Source organism: Anabaena sp. CA = ATCC 33047 (assembly GCF_963870205.1).
Taxonomy (GTDB): domain Bacteria; phylum Cyanobacteriota; class Cyanobacteriia; order Cyanobacteriales; family Nostocaceae; genus Trichormus.
Genome location: NZ_CAWMSA010000067.1, coordinates 178,235 through 196,685, shown reverse-complemented (window position 1 = coordinate 196,685; position 18,451 = coordinate 178,235). Strand labels below are relative to the sequence as shown.

11 protein-coding genes and 1 pseudogene are annotated in these 18,451 nt (G+C 39.8%); 3 read left to right on the top strand and 9 right to left on the bottom strand.

What is annotated here, in order from left to right; all coding sequences use genetic code 11:
• The first annotated feature begins 63 nt into the window (after positions 1 to 63).
• Complete coding sequence (gene holA, locus AACS98_RS20225; RefSeq protein WP_066383216.1) at positions 64 to 1,053, top strand: DNA polymerase III subunit delta; 990 nt, start codon at positions 64 to 66, stop codon at positions 1,051 to 1,053.
• A gap of 102 nt (positions 1,054 to 1,155) precedes the next feature.
• A complete protein-coding gene (locus tag AACS98_RS20220; protein ID WP_066383213.1) occupies positions 1,156 to 1,620 on the top strand; it encodes a DUF4168 domain-containing protein in 465 nt (154 codons plus the stop codon).
• A gap of 94 nt (positions 1,621 to 1,714) precedes the next feature.
• On the opposite strand, the pseudogene AACS98_RS20215 reads toward AACS98_RS20220, so the two are convergent.
• Positions 1,715 to 5,453: pseudogene (locus AACS98_RS20215) on the bottom strand (ATP-binding protein); the annotation flags it as partial.
• 999 nt (positions 5,454 to 6,452) lie between these two features.
• Between AACS98_RS20215 and AACS98_RS20210 the strand changes: the two are divergent.
• Positions 6,453 to 7,973, top strand: coding sequence for an FAD-dependent oxidoreductase (locus AACS98_RS20210; protein ID WP_066383206.1), 1,521 nt, complete (start codon positions 6,453 to 6,455; stop codon positions 7,971 to 7,973).
• Between the two features lie 614 nt (positions 7,974 to 8,587).
• Here the strand turns inward: AACS98_RS20210 and AACS98_RS20205 are convergent.
• The 8 genes from AACS98_RS20205 to AACS98_RS20170 all read right to left on the bottom strand — a co-directional run bounded on the left by AACS98_RS20205 (position 8,588) and on the right by AACS98_RS20170 (position 18,021).
• Positions 8,588 to 8,968, bottom strand: coding sequence for a DUF2237 family protein (locus AACS98_RS20205; protein ID WP_066383205.1), 381 nt, complete (start codon positions 8,966 to 8,968; stop codon positions 8,588 to 8,590).
• Between the two features lie 452 nt (positions 8,969 to 9,420).
• The gene (locus tag AACS98_RS20200; protein ID WP_066383203.1) at positions 9,421 to 9,693 is read right to left on the bottom strand and encodes a hypothetical protein; all 273 of its coding nucleotides are present in this window, start codon (positions 9,691 to 9,693) and stop codon (positions 9,421 to 9,423) included.
• A 275-nt stretch (positions 9,694 to 9,968) separates the two neighbouring features.
• Positions 9,969 to 10,646 carry a hypothetical protein gene (locus AACS98_RS20195; RefSeq protein WP_232317185.1) on the bottom strand — a complete coding sequence of 226 codons (678 nt, stop codon included), beginning with the start codon at positions 10,644 to 10,646 and terminating at the stop codon, positions 9,969 to 9,971.
• 155 nt (positions 10,647 to 10,801) lie between these two features.
• Complete coding sequence (locus AACS98_RS20190; protein WP_066383199.1) at positions 10,802 to 11,569, bottom strand: thioesterase II family protein; 768 nt, start codon at positions 11,567 to 11,569, stop codon at positions 10,802 to 10,804.
• Positions 11,570 to 11,675: 106 nt separating this feature from the next.
• Positions 11,676 to 12,659 carry an ABC transporter substrate-binding protein gene (locus AACS98_RS20185; RefSeq protein ID WP_066383196.1) on the bottom strand — a complete coding sequence of 328 codons (984 nt, stop codon included), beginning with the start codon at positions 12,657 to 12,659 and terminating at the stop codon, positions 11,676 to 11,678.
• Between the two features lie 54 nt (positions 12,660 to 12,713).
• Positions 12,714 to 13,688 (bottom strand): sucrase ferredoxin, encoded by a 975-nt coding sequence (locus AACS98_RS20180; RefSeq protein WP_066383194.1) that lies wholly within the window; start codon positions 13,686 to 13,688, stop codon positions 12,714 to 12,716.
• Between the two features lie 89 nt (positions 13,689 to 13,777).
• Positions 13,778 to 15,091: an MFS transporter gene (locus AACS98_RS20175; RefSeq protein ID WP_066383192.1), complete on the bottom strand. Its 1,314-nt coding sequence runs from the start codon at positions 15,089 to 15,091 to the stop codon at positions 13,778 to 13,780.
• A 164-nt stretch (positions 15,092 to 15,255) separates the two neighbouring features.
• Positions 15,256 to 18,021 carry a TonB-dependent siderophore receptor gene (locus tag AACS98_RS20170; RefSeq protein WP_066383187.1) on the bottom strand — a complete coding sequence of 922 codons (2,766 nt, stop codon included), beginning with the start codon at positions 18,019 to 18,021 and terminating at the stop codon, positions 15,256 to 15,258.
• Positions 18,022 to 18,451: the final 430 nt, after the last annotated feature.

Sequence of the window (18,451 nt, the reverse complement as noted above, 5' to 3'; positions counted from 1 at the left end):
CTGCTCCCCTGCTCCCCTGCTCCCCTGCTCCCCTGCTCCCTCTGCTCTCCTCCAGGTGTCAAAATGTCTATCTACGTTTACTGGGGTGAGGATGATTTTGCTTTGGAAAAAGCTGTGTCGCAGTTACGCGATCGCATCCTCGATCCCCTCTGGATTAGTTTTAACTATACTTGTTTTCCACCCGAACAAAGCGATGCTATCATTGCGGCTTTAAATCAAGCTATGACTCCACCCTTTGGTGCTGGGGGGCGTTTGGTATGGTTAATTAATACTACTGTTTGTCAGCAGTGTCCTGATCATGTCTTGGCGGAACTAACTCGTACTTTGTCAGTTATTCCTGACAACTCATGTTTATTACTCACTTCCCGCAACAAACCCGATGAGCGTTTGAAGGCTACAAAGTTGTTAAAACAGTTTGCTACTGAGTTTCGGGAGTTTCCCCTCATTCCACCTTGGAAGACAGAGTTACTCATCCAAGCTGTTAACCAAGCTGCTCAAACTGTGGGCGTGAAACTCACAGCTAAAGCGGCAGAATTTTTAGCGGAAGCTGTAGGTAATGATACACGTCTGCTTTACAATGAAAGTGAGAAATTACGTCTTTATGCTGAAGGTGGTCATCAACCTATAGATGTAGATACTGTTGCACTGTTAGTCAGAAATCATACCCAAAATAGTCTGCAACTAGCGGCAGCTATTAGAACAGGAGACACCGCCAAGGCTTTAACTGTCTTGGCTGATTTAATCAATGCCGCCGAGCCGGGATTACGCATAGTTGCTACTCTCATTGGTCAATTTCGCACTTGGTTATGGGTGAAACTGATGATGGAAAGTGGTGAACGTAATTCTCAAGCGATCGCCCAAGCTGCTGAAGTGGGTAATCCTAAGCGTGTCTACTTTTTACAGCAAGAAGTGCAAAGTCTTTCTCTGAGGCAACTTCTGTCTTGTTTACCACTACTACTAGAGTTAGAGTTTAGTCTCAAACAAGGCTCCGGGGAAATATCAACACTACAAACTAAAGTCATAGAATTATGCCAAGTATGCCGACGTAATTGACAGTAAATACCACCACAGATTATCAGTTTCTCTGGAACTTCTCACGCCGAAAATAATTCACAGTTATTACTATATCCCTGCTGTCGCTCTGCGTCACACCTTATGATGAAGATTGCTAATTTGATTAACAAAACTAGAATGCAAGATATACTTACCAAAACTCTATTTCTTGGCATGATTACCAGTGCTAGTTTTGTTTTTGGTAGTTTAAAAGTTAATGCTCAAGTTAGCTCACTTAATAATCTTGAAATTACTAACTACGCCCAAGCTGTTTTAGCTATGGAGCCAGCCCGTCAGCAAGCTTTTGGAGAAATTAAAAAAATTATTGGTAATGCTGAGATTCCCAAGATAGTTTGTAATGATCCTAAGAGTATGAATGGTTTGCCCAGTCAGGCTAGAGATATTGCAATTAATTACTGTAATCAATCACAAAAAATTGTCGAAGATAATGGTCTGACTATTCAGAAATTTAATACTATCACAATGGAACTGCAAAATAACAATAATTTAAAAAGACAGGTTTACAATACATTAATCCGCCTGCAACAAAAACCCAACTCTCAGTAGGAACTGGGGAAACAGAGGAGAAAAACTAATGACTAATAACTAATAACTAATGACTAATGACTAATGACTAATGACTAATGACTAATGACTAATAACCACCTTGTTCTGGCGGTAGCGATCGCAGTTTCCGAATTAAGGAGTAGCCATCTTCCTAGGGCATACCAAGTCACTAACTAACACATCCGGTTGCCACTGGCTAATCATCTGTAATGCGGCTGGTGCTGATGCCACTGCTCGGACTTCTGCTTGACATTTTTCCAAAACTGTGCTAACCAAATCACGAGAATCTACCTCATCATCTACCACCAGTACGCGCACACCTAACAATGAGGGTATTCTGGTGAAGGAGTGACATTTTCTGCTGTTGTAGTGGTTGGTGCAATCGCAACGTGACAACAAGCTAGCAGTGGCAGCTTGACGGTAAAGGTGGCACCTTGTCCTTCGCCTAGACTATCTACATGGATTGTACCACCATGCAATTCTACTAAATGCCGGACAATTGCTAAACCTAAACCTAAACCGCCGTGGCTTCTGGTACTAGAACTATCGGCTTGGCGAAATCGATCAAACACGTAAGGTAAGAAACTGGGATTAATCCCAATACCTGTATCAATCACTTGAATTTGAGCATAGTTGTAATTAGGCGTTGCTGCACTCTCACTAATTTGAGCGAGTCTAATTTCTACTTTGCCACCTCTGGGTGTAAACTTGATGGCATTTGTCAGCAAATTCCAAATGATTTGCTGTAACCTTTCAGGATCACCAGAAACGAGAAATTGGTTATTTTCTGGGTGCAGTGATTCCAACTGTGGGGATAAGGAAAGTTGCACATCAATTTCTTTGGCTTTAGCTGCTAGGTTAATATTCTCAATGGCTGCATGAATGATGGATACTAAATTACAATTACAAACATTGAGACGTAACTTACCTCTAATCATGCGTGAAATATCCAGCAAATCTTCAATTAGCTGGGTTTGCGCCTTGGCGTTGCGCTCGATAGTTTCTAAGCCTTTTGCTGTCTGAGTTTCATTGAGTTGACGGGATTGTAACAACTGCGCCCAGCCTAAGATAGCATTCAGAGGCGATCGCAATTCATGGGAAAGGATAGCCAAAAATTCGTCTTTCATGCGATTGGCTTGTGTTAGCTGCTCAGTTTGTTGCTGTAAGGAAGCTATCAACTGGGCGCGTTCCATAGCGATCGCAATTTGATCACACACCGCTTGCATCATGCCCTTTTGATTTTCGGTGAATACAGTGCGAGTACGACTCCCAAAACTCAAAGTCCCTAAAACTTTCCCCTGGGCTGTCAATGGGTAACAGTAATAAGCCGTCAGACCGAGCGATCGCAGTAATTCTGTAGTAGAATCATTTGATTCCTGTACGCTTTCTACACAGATAGGCTGACGCTGTTGAGCGACAATACCGCACACTGCTTGTCCTAGAGGTAAGCATTCCAGTTGTGTTGCTATTTCTGGAGACAAACCTCGATAAGCGGCTAAACGCATTACCTGAGAATTTTCTGGTTCGACTAAATAGTTGATGTAAACATCCAGTTCAATCTGTTGAGCTAGTTTGTCAAAGCAACTATCAATCAGTACCAATGGTTCCTGACTAGATAGCAAATCACTGGCGGTACTAAACAGCAATTGCAATCTTTGATAGTTGAGTAAACGGGCTTTTTCTGCTTGCTTGAGATTGGAAATCTCTTGAAATACCACTATACAGGTAGCTGGGTAGCCGTGTATGGCGGGTAGGGTATCAGCAAATATCAATAAAGAACGAATCCCATTTTTAGTGTGCCAGTCCATCTCAAAGCCATGCAGACGTTCTCCACGCGCTACCCGCACCCCTGGCATTTGCTCGTTAGGAATCAGATTACCATCTGCATCTGTACAGTAATAGGCTGTGTGATACTCTGCGGCTGGTATACCTTTGGGAAATTCGCCCCCTGCTAATTCATCCGCCGCACGATTAGCAAAAGTTACCCGTGCTGTTCCTGGTTCAATCAATAGCAGTGGTATCGGCATGAAATTTAAGACTTCTTCTAGCCATTGTTGCTGATTTCGCAACTGTTCCTCTGCTTGTTTGCGCTCTGTAATATCTAAAAATGCCCCGATACAGCCTCTAGTCTTACCTTCTTCATCAAACAATGGTGCCACATATTCCAGCAACTTGATGATTTCACCATTCTCATGCACTACATCAACTTCAAAATCTAAGACTTCCACTCCATGAGTAGCTGCATACTGCATCGGCAGTTCTTCAGGTAACAGTTCTTTACCCTGACGGTAAACTTGAAATTGTGTCGGTTTTTCGGCAAGGGGAGCAGTCAGAGAAGCATTTGTCTGTAGCGATATTCCTAGTTGCTTGGCAAAAGCGGGATTTACGTTAATGCTTTGACATTGTGGATCTTCGGCGATGCCTATGCCAATGGGGATGACTTCTAGCAATGTCTGTAATTCTACAATGCGGCGTTGTAAATCTTTGTTGAGTTTCAGGATTTTTGCTTGGGCTTGTTTCGATTCTTGCAAGTTGATAATAAAGGCTACTGTCTCTTGTTTTTGTTCTCCCATGAGTACGTAACCGACTAACACAGGAATGCGGCTACCATCCTGGTGAATATATTCTTTTTCGTAGGGTGTACAAGCACCTTGAGGGTTAGCTTGGGCTTCGGCTATATGTTGCTCATCTAGGGGGAGATACTCTGGCGGTGTTATATTATCCCACCTTACCCGACCTGCTAATAAATCTTCTGGGGTATAACCCACCATTGCCAAAAATGCTTGGTTGGCTTGGTGAATTCCGCCGTCAATGTCGCCGAATGTAATGCCGATGATGTTGGCATCTACAAAACTTCTCAGTTTTGCTTCATAGGCTTTGACTGTGGCTTGAGCGCGATCGCCTTGCTGACTCAACCTTTCTATAATTATGGCACTTTGCCAAATCACAATGGCAAACATCACCATCAAGATCACCGCAAATATTGCCACTGCAAAAGATGGGCTATATTGTCCTGTTCTTTGTCCTTCTACAATCAACCACCCTAGCACCAAAGGCACGGCGATCGCATATCCTAAAAACTGCCTGAAAATTTTCCCGCCATAGGTATCACTGGTTGCTATCTTCATCAATCCCTGTTCTGCCCAACCCCACAAAATACCCATACACAGCACTATAAATAATATTCCTGTGTATAAAGACGTACAGGTAATCTGATAGATGGTCAGACTATAGAAAGATTCGACTCTGTAGATATAACATAAGACTACCTGGAGGGCAATCACGGCAGCAATTAAAGTCAGCAGTTGCGCGTACCAATAGCTGCGTTTATTTTGGCGATGAATCAACACTTCCAGGGCAGTACCAATCAGCAGAAAATTTAGAGCTGTATTCCACGCCATTCTTGCCTGATACGTTGTCACTGGGGTAGACAAGTTATCCACCAACAACTGATCAATCCCTAAATTCCAACCAAAGATATATTGACTGAGGGTGAGAGTAGCAATCAGGATGACAGTGACAGCACAAACTTCCGACACCCACAAGTAGTTTTTCTTCAGCTTCTTCCTGGGCTGTGTTTCTAAGTTCCGGGAATCAACCCTCACCTTACTTAATGTCAGCAAGCATAGGGAAACACCAGTCAGCACAAAGCATAGTGCTGTGTTTGGTTTGATTGTCACTGGAAAGTTTAGGAAGCCTCTTTTGATCACTTCGATATCCAGCCACCAGCCGAGTAGTACCAAACTACCCACCAAAATGGCGATCGCACTCGCAACGTTTGTTACCAGTGAATTATGTCTGACTTGTAGTCGCAAGCGGTTGACTTCTAACATTGATATCTCTAAAACCGCATTTATTGAAATGGCAATAGTTATTATGTATGTTTTACATTTAACATATATTTTTTGGCGTTATATAGAATACCTTGATTTATTAAACTTTATATCTATCAAAATATATATATAATTTGATAACTCAGCCGTCTGCCGAGTCAGTCATCTCTACTTTTGCTTATACACATCTTGCAAGAGTTGCTTGTTGAAAATTTTTAGGGTGGGCGTTGCTTGAGATGCCCTCAAATCCTGAGCATTGTATTGATAGCAATGCCCACCTATTCTGATTGAGAATGGTGCAAGATATGATAATATTTATCAGTAATTTACAATCTCAAAAATAAATCAATAAAATTTTACATTTTTAATTGCACTTTTGTAGTATCAAGTTAGAACCTAGAGGCGAGTAATTTTTAGTCAGCACTCTTTACTCCCCTATTCCTATAGATTTACTGGATATATGATCAACATATAAAAAATCTATAGATGTGCAAAATTCTCATATAAATTCTAGTTAATGTTGTGTTTAATACATAGGTTGAATGTGATATATAATATTGCTACAGTTACGAATTAAGCGCATTTCCCGATGATATGAGGTATAAATCAACCCGATAAACCATTGATTCATGTAAGCTATATAAAGCCAAAAATACAAATAATTTAAACATCAAATTAGATGCCTAGATTTAATCAAAATTGTCGCCAGAAATAATTAATTATTAATGGTGTAGCTATGTTTATAGATATTATTGACATGGAGAGGAAAATTTTTTCAACCGCCAGAACATAATCACTTATCAAAAAAAATCTTAGTATTACATCCTCATTAAAGTAGATTATCTAATTCTATCGAACTATAGATATATTCAACAAAAATAACCGTCTAAAATTCCACAAGTAAATAGTATTAAGTCAGGCTCAACCTTGCTAGTGTCAGTGCAGAAAAATGCAAAATTTTCTCATTGCTAGCAGGGAGTTCATAATCATAAAAGCTCTATGCAAAGTGATTCTGGAAAAACTATTTCTGTGTGGATGACCACGGCAAACGTACCAGTACAACCAGAACTGATAGAAAACAGCCATGCAGATGTTTGTATTGTAGGTGCAGGGATGGCGGGGATGTCAACCGCCTATATGCTTTCTCGTGCCGGTAAATCTGTAGTAGTATTAGATGATGGGGCTGTAGGTGGAGGACAAACAGAACGCACTACAGCACATTTATCCAACGTGTTGAGTTATCGCTACTATGAACTAGAGGACATGCACGGAGAAGAACGTGCTAAATTAATTGCCGAAAGTCATCTGACAGCAATTAATACGATAGAAGCGATCGCCACCCAAGAACATATCAATTGTGATTTTACCAGACTAAACGGCTATCTGTTTCCGCCCGACCTTCAGTCCTTAGACGAAATGCAGCGAGAATTGGCCGCCGCCCATCGTGCTGGACTGACTAATGTCGAACTTGTCAAACAAGCACCACTCACAGGTTTTGACACAGGCGTATGTCTACGCTTTCCCCAACAAGGGCAATTTGACCCACTCAAATATCTCACAGGATTAGTTGCAGCCATAGAAAATTATGGCGGTAGAATTTATACTAACACCCACGTCGAAAAAATCCAAGGTGGTGCAACAGCCCGTGTGGAAACCAGCAACGGTAAAGTAGTAACTGCTGACGCTGTAGTAGTAGCAACCAACTCACCTATTAGCAACTTAGCTACTATGCACTTCAAGCAAGCTGCTTACATCACCTTTGTCATTGGTGCAAAAGTGCCTCGTGGTTCGGTGACTCAAGCATTATATTGGGATACCCTCGACCCTTACCATTACGTGCGTCTACAAAATCTAGATGAGCAATATGATATCTTAATAGTCGGTGGTGAAGACCATAAAACCGGACAAGCTGACGATGCTGACGCACGTTATGCCAAACTCCAGCAGTGGACACAAGAACGCTTCCCAATGGTAGAAGATATTTTATATCGTTGGTCAGGTCAAGTAATGAACGCTGATGATGGCATCGCCTACATCGGTAAAAACCCCTTTGACACAGATAATATCTACATCGCTACAGGTGACTCTGGTTTAGGGATGACTCACGGTACAATTGCCGGAATTTTGTTATCAGATATGATTTTGGGGAGAAAAAACACCTGGGCAGAAGTTTATGATCCCTCAAGGGCTAGAGTCGGTGCAGTTGGTGATTTTATCTCAGAAAATATTAACGTAGCTTCTCAATATTTAGATTGGGTGACACCAGGAGAAGTAGACAATGTAGAAAAAATTGCCCCCGGTACAGGCGCAGTAGTCAGAAGTGGTTTAAATAAAATCGCTGCCTATCGTGATCAAAGCGGTAAACTACACCAACATTCCGCAGTTTGTACCCATCTCAATTGTATTGTCAGTTGGAATTCTTCCGAACAAACATGGGATTGTCCCTGTCACGGTTCGCGCTTTAATGCCCAAGGTAAAGTCATCAACGGGCCAGCTATTGATGCTTTAGCAGAAATTTAACTTGCAATCAGATTTTCCTGATTATATTTTGAGTGAGCATTGCTCACTCTTTTTAATTCAAAATAGCGGTTTCTAGTCTAATCAAATATAAATTTATCTGTGTATATCTGCGTATATCTGCGTCCATTGACTGTACCTCACTAGCACATTAGCTTACATCTTGCACCAGTTGCTTTATTGCAAATAAACTCAGGCGATGCACTGCTGAAAATACGCTCTAACCCTTATTTTTACCTTGTGGACAGTGCATCGCCCTACGGTTATTGAGAATGGTGCAAGATATCAGTTAGTAGCGTGCGTCATATCATGTCCGGCTAATTACTTATGATAAGTTTTCGATGCTGATATTTTCTTCTTCCCTGTTCCCCGTTCCCCGTTCCCTGTTGCCTGTTGCCTGTTCCCTGTTCCCCGTTCCCTGTTCCCTACCCCAACAGATATGATAATTATTTAAACGGACATGACATCAGATGTTGAAAATCTGTTCAACTTGACCAAATTATCTCTTCTGACGCACCCTACAAAAGACCATAACAATTTTTGTAGGGTGGGCATGGCTTGAAATTTGCTCAACCCCTAAGTTTTCTGTAGTTTACCAGTGTTCACTTAAAATCTCGTTAAATCTCGTCTTTAGCTTTGAGAGCGTGTTTTTTTAAATCTGCTAAATTACAGACTTCCAAGGCTCTAGCGTGGGTGGCTGCAAGCACAACCGGAGGAGCTACCCCAGCTTCTAAGGCTTCTTGCCAACGAGATGCACATAAACACCAGCGATCGCCCGGCCTTAATCCAGGAAAATTATACTCAGGAACAGGTGTGCTGAGGTCGTTACCTCGTGATTTAGTGAACTCTAAAAATTCTGCCGTGACTTGAGCGCAAACAACGTGCATTCCGACATCATAAGCACCTGTAGAACAAAACCCATCACGGTAAAACCCAGTCATGGGCGAAGTACAGCAAACCTCTAAGTCTGTACCAAGTACGTTTTTAGCCTCTGCCATCTGTATTACCTCTCCTTTCTGGTACTATTATCTTTATCAAAGTCAGTTGTTTTCTGCGATTAATAAGTTTCAGTTATTCTTGTCTAGATTTTTTATAAGTTTTTATCAAAAAAAATTTTTGATTTTGGGGTTGAGGTCGGGGTGAACGTGGTAAGATAATGACATCATACATAATCGGGTGTGAGCAAAATTTTTTTGTAAGCACGCATTCCCATTATAAAAATATCACTCCTAGAGCAAAAAGTCAAGCGATTTCGACCCCAAACAAAACGAAATTTTTTTGCATGGTTTGATCAAGCATACAGAAGGGCGGGCTTTCCTGCCCAACGCAGTTAAATGGTGTAGACGACGGGGATAAAAATCAAGCTGAGGATTGTAGAAGTAACCAAACCGCCAGCGATCGCCTGAATGTGGATTGCAGACCATTTCCAGGCGCATCACCTCCGCTTCACCTAACATAGCTTTGGTTGTTGCCAGAGAATCAGTTTCAATAGAGAACAATAGCAAACCCCATGACTGATTTCTGGTGGATGTTCAACTAGCCAATCATAAATTTGTGCTGCTTTTGCTAATGCGAGTTTTTCTGAACGATAAAGCTGAGGTGTAGGACAGTAGGCTTGGCCATTAATATGTATGGCCACAATCTGCCAATAGTCGCTGTCTTCACCCTCTGGTAATACTTCTAAAAATCCATCACTGTAAGGTTCGATTATTCCTGTATTCATCTGCAACCATCAAACTTTCCCAGCAGGAAAAAACATCAGTCCCAGCCATTCTAGGGGGAAAAACTGGAATCACGAGGGATGCAATAGCAAGCCCCCTTACTGATTTTGTGTTTCTATTCCCTGGAAATCTGAATGATTAGTAACTTTTTGGCTAAATTTCTTAGTCCTAATTTGGGACTTACGCCACTGGCACATTAGTAGGGTGCGTCAGATGTTTAAAATCTGTTGTTTTTTACCCAATTATCGCTTCTGACGCACCCTACACGAGACTTTGATTAACGCCCATTGATCACAGTCATCATTGCCGATGTAGATAAACCAACACAAGCTGCCAATTCTGCCAAAGCTGCTTGTTCCTGTGCATTACTGTTGAGCATTTCTGTTGCTGCTGCTACATAGTCAGCATTGGCAAGACTTTTCAGACTGTGGGGAGGGTTGGTTTGAGAATTCAGGCTAGCAATACGCTGACTATTTGTGAAATTTTGCATACGATAAGCTGCGATTTTGACTGCTTGACGAGCCTGGAGATAAGCCAAGTAGTAGCGAATCACAGCTAATCGTTTCTGCTGCTTGGCTTCATGCAAACGAGCTTTAAATATTGGTTTTTTTTGAAAAGCACTAATTAACTTCATGGGATCAAGGGAAATGCTGAAGTAAAAACTACTTTCCCTTTCTTCAGGATCATCAGGTGAGTTGTAATTGGTAGTAGTCAGAGAAGGGGATAATTCTATAGATACAACGTCTTGAAAAGCACGCCATCCCATAGCAGATTTTGCCTCTAGTACCTCAGAAGAATTCCGCTCGGCAATAGTAACTAATCGTTCGATAATTTTGAAATCATTTTGTGTAATATTAGTTTGTAATATTTCTAATTCATCAGCTTGACTAGGATTTGCTTCTGATGCAATTGTAGGCAAAGAATAACCGACCATGAACATGGCAAGCAAACACACAAAGTATTGCTGGCAAAACCAATCATTTTTTGTGTTCAAAATACCAACAAAACAACTTCTATGGTGGTGAGCGTAGTTTCCGATGCTTGTACAAAAATGGTTAATATTTCGGTTAGACATTCAGCTTATTTGTAATAGTTGTTTTCATCTAAAATTTATGTAGGTAAATTAGGTGTCAAAGATTCAGCCAAATTTTTTAGTAACAAAGATTGGGCAGAATGCAGAAAAAAGTGGTCGCCGGGAAACATATATAAATTAAAATCAGCCTCTGTCTGCTCTTGCCATGCTTGCAGTTCGTCACAACCAACCCTGGAATCTTGTAATCCCCCAAAAACAGTAATGGGACATTCTAAAGGTGGTTCAGGAGTATAAATATAAGTTTCCAATACAGCAAAATCAGCCCTGAGTATGGGCAGAAATAGCTGCATCAATTCTGCATTTTCTAATACCGCTTTTGGTGTACCATTGAGATGGCGCAGTTCTTCTATAAAAGCGGGTTCGGGGAGATTATAAATTGGTGGTTCTAAATTGGGAATGTGTGGGGCGCGACGACCAGATATAAATAGGTGAACGGGGCTAAAACTATACTTTTTACGAAGTATACGGGCTAACTCAAAGCTTACTAACCCACCCATACTGTGACCGAAGAATGCGAATGGTTTATCTAAATATGGGTGGATAAAGGAGGCGATCGCATCCACAAGCGGCTCTAGTTGATTAAATGGTGCTAAGTTGATTTGCTTCCCTCGTCCGGGAATTTCAATTGCACAAACTTCTACAGATGCAGGTAAAAAGTCACACCAAGGGCGAAAAATCAAAGAACTACCACCCGCATAAGGAAAACAAAATAAACGCAAAGCCGCCAAAGGATTTGGCTTGGGGCAAGTTACCCAAGAGTTGTAACTTGATATGTTTGATTTCATCACATTAAATTGTTTTTTCTAGTTGTTAAATACTTTTAATTTAGTTTGATAAAAATTAAATGCGTTTGCTCTGTTTGTCAACCCCGCAATCCAGCAATTTTTTTATTCAAGGCAAATAATTTAACAAGTCATCTAAAACTCGATTAGCACCAATCAGTCCCCATGCAGCAATCCAGGTGTCACCTGAAACTGGATAAACGCGATTTTGTTGTACAGCTTGTAAGCGTGACCACAAAGGATGATTTGTGAATTGTTTTAACCTTAATTCATTATGTCCTCCCAGAATTAAAAAAATCACATCCCCACCGATTTGAGGAATTAATTCTAAAGAAATGTTTTCCTGATGTTTATCTTTATCTTCATATTTAGGTCGAGGTAAACCAATTTCTTTGAGGATTGACCCACCAAAGGATTCATTCATATAAAGACGAGTATAATTAGCCCAAAAATTAACTAAAGAGACTTTTGTTTGGTCAAGGTTTTCTCCCATTGTTTGACGCAGAATCTCTATTTTTTGATTATATGCTTGCAATAATTGTTCAGCCTTTGCTGTTTTTCCCAGTGCTTCTGCGTATTTTTTTAACCAATATTTCCATTCTCTGTCTTCATCTGCTAAAATTGTTGGGGCAATTTGGGATAGTTGCCCATACAGTTTAGCATCCCAAGAAAGACCTAATATTAAGTCTGGTTTGAGATATAAAATTTTTTCTAAATTGGGTTGACCATTAGTACCAATTTTTTCGATTCCTATTGTTAAATCTTCTAAGTAATCAGGAAAATTATAATCGCCTAATGTTGTAGATGCAATTGGTTTTACTCCTAAAGCTAAAACATTGTCTAAGCCACCTAAGACAACTACTCGCTGTGGATGTATAGGTACTTTTGTTTCACCCATAGCGTGTTTTACTACTCGCACTTGCGAAGTGGTATTTTCAGCTTTGAGAGTGACAGATTTTGGATTACTTACTCCACAACCAATAACTATTAAAGCTGTGATGACGCTGAATAGAATTAACTTAATCTGTTGATAACTAAGTCGGCAATGCCGGAGGGTAAACACCCTGATAAATAGATTTTTTTTACTTGACATTTTCTTAATTATGGGCTAAATTCACAACCCACATACAACTTGTTTTACTGTAAACTAAACTGTCACTAAGTTTTTATTAACTTTTCCCAAATCCGTGATAGAAAATTGAGAAAACTTTATTAATTCATCCTGTCCACATTGACTACGGAAAAACAAAGTTTTGCTTTCATCTTCAATTACATTACATCTATAATGATTAACCAGATCATCAGGAGTAATGAAAGTTATCTCTACTTGGTTAAAAGTCTCATCTTCGTTTTGTTCAATTACACAACCTTTAACTTGGTAATTAAACCAATCCCAGCCGTATTTTAACATCAACTCTCTTTCTAATATTTGCACTTGCCAAGGTAAAATTCCCCAACCACGATAGACACTTTTTAAAGATTGGATATCTCCAGTTTGTGTCAAAATAGAAATGAAAGATTTTTGGTCTAATCTACCGTAGTATCTTGCTGTAGGCAGGTCAATCATAGTGGGTGCAAAGCGATGTCCACCAAAATGACTACTTTGCCAAACTCGAACATGAGATAATGATAAATTGGCTACTGTTGCTAAGGCTTGACGATAAAAAGGAATCCCATATTTAGCGCAGCATTTATCATGACTACCATGAGTACACACTAACAAGTCTCTAGTTTGAATGTTGGTATCTTCAACGTCTACAAACATTTCATTGTTGATACAATTTTCTATAATTGGTACTGCATCATCAATATTTGATAGGATATATTCTTTCTTGCTATACCCTGAAGATAATTCTTCTGACTGATAATAGATAATTAGGTGAGTTTGTCCAATTTGATAATAATTGGCATTGTAAATAAATACCAACCTCAAAGAACATTCTGACTCATTAATAGTTGATTGCAAATTTTGTAGTTTCTTGGTAATTCCTTTTGAGTTTAAGGGTTGAGATGTCCAAGGTGGTGGAACTTCGATTAAAACATAGTATTGGCGATTTAATGCTGTACCAATAAGGTCTTCTTTCGCTTGACAAGATTCTTCTGCACAGAAAAAATTGTTCATAATAAACCAAAAAATGAGGGTTGAGAATTTTCATTACTTAGAATTATTATCAATAACTAAAAATAATTTATGTTTCTTTGGGTACAAGTTTAAGGTGTCTTAGCGGACTCTGAGTATTCAGCATCATGATCAGGTAAGATAGTTTCTACATTCCGTAGTTTTGGGTAAGCATATCCACTCAAACCAACGCACAACAAACCCAAAGAAGATATCACATACAAAAGTGCCATGCCTGCACCTTTTCCAGTGCCAAATAAACCGCTAAATAAGGGAGTAAGACTACCTCCAGGCATCATAGCAGGTTCAAAAACATGGTCAGCCAGTAAAGCAGCAATAAAGACGGCGATCGCAGACACAATCTGTTGAATACTAGACTCTGTAGCAAATACTCTTCCTTGTACATCTGGTTTAACTTTACTCAACAAAATAGCTGTACCAGAACTTCTCAACATGGGAAAATTCAGCGAAGAACAAAACTGCGCTGGTAGCCAAATCATTAACCCTTGTGAAAAACCAAATACTGTTTTGCTGATTCCCGCGCCAATCATTCCTAACAAAAAGCCATTGATACGCCGTTTAGAACCACCCCAAATACTTAAAATTATAGTTCCTGTCACCCCACCCAATCCGGCGGCAGAAGATATACTTCCTAAGACTGTGGCATTATTATCTGTACGCGCCAAAATCATCGGAGAAAACAAGGTTGCACCAATATCATGAACGAACCAAAATAATGAACCAGTGGCGATGACAGCTAATAAACTCTGACGTTCTATAAGATAGCGAAAACCAAAGATTATTTCTTGTAAAAAACCAATATTTTCCTGAGCTTGATTTTTGTTTTTTGTTTGGGGAATATTAACTGTAAAAACAGTGGCGATCGCCATTGTAAAAGTAACTAAATCAATAACTAAAATTCCACTCAAACCAATTACATAATAAAGTACACCTGCCAATGCTGGAGCTATAATAATTGAACCGTAATGAATAGCAGAATTCATACTGGTGGCGCGGGTATAATGCTGTTTGGGAACTAGCACAGAAATTGATGTCGAATACGCCAAAGCTTGAATTTCACTAAAAGCTCCATTTAAAGCACCCGTTAAATAAATATGCCAAATTTCTAATTGATTATTTAAGTATAGATAAAAGATAACTACTGTAGATATAGCGGCTACTGTATCACCAATTATCATCAATATTTTTTTGTTTACACGGTCTACAATTAATCCCGAAACTAATGTAATCAAAATACTGGGAATCAATGTAAAAAAACTTAATAGAGCTAATGTTGTGACCTGATTTGTCAATTCCCAAGCCCAAAGCTTGATAGCAAAATAGGTCATGTAGCTACCAATATTTGAGATTAACTGTCCAAACCAAATGATAAAAAAAGTACGCATGCTCAGTTATTCTTGGAATTTGGTTAACATAATTATTTTGCAATAACTTCCTAATAGAAAACAATCTGAACGAATAGATTTAATTAATCCAACCAGCCTGGATAAATCTGTCTCAGAAGTAAGTATTTTTCATGAGTGAGCAAAAAACTCACCCATAAAAAGATTTACCAACTAATCCGATAGCCAACGCTTAAAGTTCTACCTTGACCTGCATAATTAGCACTATCAAAGAAAGGAGCAAAGTATTGTGAATAAACGGGGAAGTATTGGTTATTAAATAGGTTTTGAATACCTATTTGTAGTTCCCCTTGTCCTAGTTTGATGCTGCTGAGGTAGTCTACTGTGACATAGCTGCTAATTTTGCCATCTTCAACCCCATCTTCAAAAGCGCGATCGCGATTACCAGAATAAAGAAGTTGTAATCTATTTCTCCAACCTTTAAGAGTTTGGTTTTCTACATAAGCTGTCAATTTCAAAGGTGCAACTGTGATGCTATTCAGTGCTAAATACTCACCATCATTGTCTTCGTCATTTTCGCCTTCTGTCCAAGTCACTGTACCACCCACTTTCCAACCCTCAGCAGGTTGAACATCAACCGCAGCTTCGATACCGTAAACTTTTTGAGGAGCGCGAACAGTCTCTAGGAAATCAGTATCAGCGTTAAAGTTAAAAGCTGAACCTAAGTCAGAATAGTTGTAGAAACCAGACAATGATGCTTGGAGATTATCCCATTGACCACGAATCCCGATTTCATAGTTGTCTACTTTTTGGGGTTCTGTCAGTTGCAGAGAGTTTAAAATATTGACTACACCTGATGGTGGTCTGCGGAAAACACGACCTAAATCGGGAACAGAAAAACCTTGAGCAAAGTTAGCAAATACACTAACTTCCGGTGTAAATTTGTAGACAACACCTGCATTAAATACTGTAGAGTCGAAACTGCGATCGCCACCTTGAATATTACGACGGGGATTTTCTGCGGTTGTGTAGTCGTCCAAACTCACACCGATATTCACATAACGCAAACCACCACTTAATTGCAGCTGCTCACTAACTTCCCATTGCAACTGACCAAAGACACCCAATTCTCGAAAATCATATTCTGGAACAAAAGTCCGCTCGCCAGTTTTGCGATAAACTAGACCCCCTGATGCGTCAAATTCCACAGGATCGAAAATATTGAACCTTTGAGAACTACGCTCATTCTGATAGTCAACACCCCAAAGTAAGCTGACCGTTTGTTGAGTATTGAAGGGTGTCTCAACTTGCAATCTGCCGCCTAACTGTTCAGAATCTCCTTCTGATTGGGTAATCGCTCTTAATCTTCCACCCCGGTTATCACTAGGAAGTCCGCCACCGAAATCATAATTACGATAGTAAGCTTGAGCTTGCAGCTTGCTACCAAAAATATTGTCGTTGTTGTAATTTAAGCTCAGTAAAGTGTTTTTGATAAAACTACCATCATCAGCACCAATTACAGTTGTCCCTGCTGGTATCCGCAAAGCGCGAGATTTTTGAATTCCCGGAATTTCATCAACTGCTTCATCAGAAACAAAATCAGTATTTTGTTTTTGATCAAAATGATTGAATGTGAATTGTAGACGTTGTTCTGGTGCTAATTCTACTCCTACCTTAGCCAAAGCGTTGATTTTTCTGCTGTCTTCATCACCGGAAAAGTTAGCAATGCGATCGCCTTCTGCATCATAAAAACCCGCAGTTGTTACCAGAGAAAAACCCACAGTGTAGTCAAATTTCCCTTCTGTACCCGCAATTTGATGGGAAAGGTTATAACCAAAGCTATCTTCCGAATGTGTCAAAGAAGTATCTAAACCAATATTTGTTGTAGAAACTAATCTTTGCTCGCTTGGCCTCTTAGTAATAATATTTACGACACCACCAGTAGCTTGCCCACCATAGATTGCATTCGGGCCGCGCACAACTTCAATCCGTTCAATTGCACTCGGATCAATAGTTGTCAATTGCGCGGGAATAGATTGTAAATTGCTATTTTGCGGAACACCATCAATCAAAACCGAAATATTGCGACCCCGCAAAGTTTGCCCAAATGTATTAGTACGATTAGTTGGTGCGCCAAAGCCAGGTACAGTTTTCGCCAGAATATCAGCTAAATTGGTACTTAACTGAGATTGCTGCTCAATCTGTTCACGAGTAATTACAGTGACAGAACGCGGAATATTTAGTACATCTTCTTCAGTACGAGTTGCTGTCACCACCAGTTCAATTGATTCATCACTTTCAGACGTTGGTTGTTCTGTAGGTGTGGTTTCACTCGTAGGCTGCTCGGTTTCTTCTGGCTGTGATGGTTGCGTTGGTGCTGTTGTCGTTGAAACAACGGGCGTAAAGCTAAAAATCACACCCTCGTCACTATCAAACAACTCAACAGTTGGTAATCCCGATTCTCCTGTCACAGTTATTCGGATAGTGTTGGCATCTTGATTAGATACTTCTAAGAGCGTAATACCTGTAATTGGTTGATCTGGACGAAATGTTGTCTCACCGTTGGATAGCTGTAATTGAGCATTGGGAATATCAGCAATGTAAGTGTTACCTTCGCTTTTGGCTGACACCTGCAATTGCTCCCCTTGGGAAGTCTCTAACAGAATCTCTACACCCTTTTCGGTGGGACTTAGTTTTACTCCCGTAACTGGTATGACTGCTGTTGCTGGCGACTGAACAAGCTTTTGGCGAATTCTTGGGGGCAGCTTCATCTGTGCGCGTTGGGGAATTTCTTGATTCAACCCAACTGGCTGTGCTGAAGTCAATTTCAATAATCGTTTCTCAGAATTGACAGCTTTATCAGATTGCTGTGCTTCTGTTTTTCCTTCTTCCTGACTGAAGGCGGGAGTTGTTAGCACCAAAAAAAATGCGCCTGTAAGTAACAGGCTTTGAAATAGCCGATCTTGTTTCATTCTTGTCCTCACAACCAGTCATGCCGCTTACGCTTCATACTTAGCGACATAGCACTTATTAAAAGTTATTTGCAATATATATTAGAATAAAGTCTCAGTTATTACAAACTATTTGTCATCAAGTAACAATTTTTGATAATAATCTTGAGAAGACTTATTAGACTGAAATCTAGGAATTACAATGCAAATCTCGTTTGTATATGTTAAAGCGTATATATGCAAACTAATTAATCACACGGTTAATCTTCAAACCAAGTCTGTGGTATCTATAGCATCAGTTAATACTAATTGTATCCATCAATAATTTCTATTTATTTAAAAAACCTTGCAAATGATAAAAGTTTTTATTAAACTGCAAAAAGCTAATTGAAAATAACTTGCAAATGAGTGGAGTTCAAACTGCCACTTGTTGGAGCTAAATTGGAGTAAT

Bases quoted from the DNA above. Each gene is read 5' to 3' on its own strand.
- AACS98_RS20180 (WP_066383194.1), bottom strand. From the start codon at position 13,688: ATGAACAATTTTTTCTGTGCAGAAGAATCTTGTCAAGCGAAAGAAGAC.
- AACS98_RS20200 (WP_066383203.1), bottom strand. From the start codon at position 9,693: ATGAATACAGGAATAATCGAACCTTACAGTGATGGATTTTTAGAAGTA.
- AACS98_RS20175 (WP_066383192.1), bottom strand. From the start codon at position 15,091: ATGCGTACTTTTTTTATCATTTGGTTTGGACAGTTAATCTCAAATATT.
- AACS98_RS20205 (WP_066383205.1), bottom strand. From the start codon at position 8,968: ATGGCAGAGGCTAAAAACGTACTTGGTACAGACTTAGAGGTTTGCTGT.
- AACS98_RS20220 (WP_066383213.1), top strand. From the start codon at position 1,156: ATGATGAAGATTGCTAATTTGATTAACAAAACTAGAATGCAAGATATA.
- holA (WP_066383216.1), top strand. From the start codon at position 64: ATGTCTATCTACGTTTACTGGGGTGAGGATGATTTTGCTTTGGAAAAA.
- AACS98_RS20185 (WP_066383196.1), bottom strand. From the start codon at position 12,659: ATGTCAAGTAAAAAAAATCTATTTATCAGGGTGTTTACCCTCCGGCAT.
- AACS98_RS20210 (WP_066383206.1), top strand. From the start codon at position 6,453: ATGCAAAGTGATTCTGGAAAAACTATTTCTGTGTGGATGACCACGGCA.
- AACS98_RS20190 (WP_066383199.1), bottom strand. From the start codon at position 11,569: ATGAAATCAAACATATCAAGTTACAACTCTTGGGTAACTTGCCCCAAG.
- AACS98_RS20170 (WP_066383187.1), bottom strand. From the start codon at position 18,021: ATGAAACAAGATCGGCTATTTCAAAGCCTGTTACTTACAGGCGCATTT.